Source organism: Staphylococcus sp. GDY8P120P (assembly GCF_017892065.1).
GTDB classification, from domain to species: domain Bacteria; phylum Bacillota; class Bacilli; order Staphylococcales; family Staphylococcaceae; genus Staphylococcus; species Staphylococcus nepalensis.
Map to the genome: position 1 here is coordinate 1 of NZ_JAESKI010000056.1, position 899 is coordinate 899.

The window sequence follows — 899 nt, forward strand, 5'->3', positions numbered from 1 at the left end:
AATACTTGTTTATCTGGACGATTTTCTTCTTTAATTGTCTCCACTATTTCTACAAGGCCTTTTTTGGATAATGCTTCAAAATTATAATAAAGCTTACTTTCTGTTAGTCCGCTCATTTTATCAAAAGGTATAGGTTCTGATAGCTGTTTTTTTAATAAATAAGGGTAACTGTTTTTTTCCATTAATTTCCCTAATATAAATATTTGGATAGACATTATTAAAGGCTCCTTTTTTCTTAATACCTTTATTTTAACAGAACTAAAGAAGGTGTTAATAGTTTGCAAGCGTTTCGTTAGTATTTTTATAATTCTCAAAAACGATATCGGATTCTTTTTTATAAAGAAACGTAACGATAACAATATTAACGAACATAGCAACGACACCTACAGCTGCCATAGATAAAATATAAGGTGTTTGTGGTATGCTTCCAAAAATGTTTGCAAAGTGACCCTGAACTGAATAATACATTGGGGAAATATGACTCATCCAGTTATAAACTGTAGGCATCATATCACGACTCATTGTTGCCCCATTAGCAATTGTTTGTATGAGTAAAATAGGAATATTTAAAATCATACCTGCCTGTCCTATTAAGAATACGACGATTGCTGTAAAGTTAAAGGAAACCCAATAATTCAATACTAATTGACCAAAAATACTTAAGAATTTATCAGCTTCTAAGTCATTGACTAAATAAGCAATACCTAAAGAAATGACAGAAGAAGCTAATCCAATGATTAGAGCTGTTAGTTGCACATAGATAAACAACTTGGTTTTACTAGCTCTGTGTCTGTTTTCTTTAAATGCACTAACTAATTGCATCGCTCCAATCATTGCGCCTACATATCCAGCTAAAGTTAAAAACATAGGTAACATTTTAAAATTCATGCTTGATGGCA

At 31.1% G+C, this 899-nt stretch carries 1 protein-coding gene and 1 pseudogene; both read right to left on the reverse strand.

The genetic code is table 11. The features are described 5' to 3' along the window. Positions 1–215: pseudogene (locus KA900_RS14605) on the reverse strand (helix-turn-helix transcriptional regulator); the annotation flags it as partial. A gap of 55 nt (positions 216–270) precedes the next feature. Then, positions 271–899 (reverse strand): ABC transporter permease (locus KA900_RS14610; protein WP_210139786.1); only part of this gene is annotated, 629 nt, incomplete at its 5' end.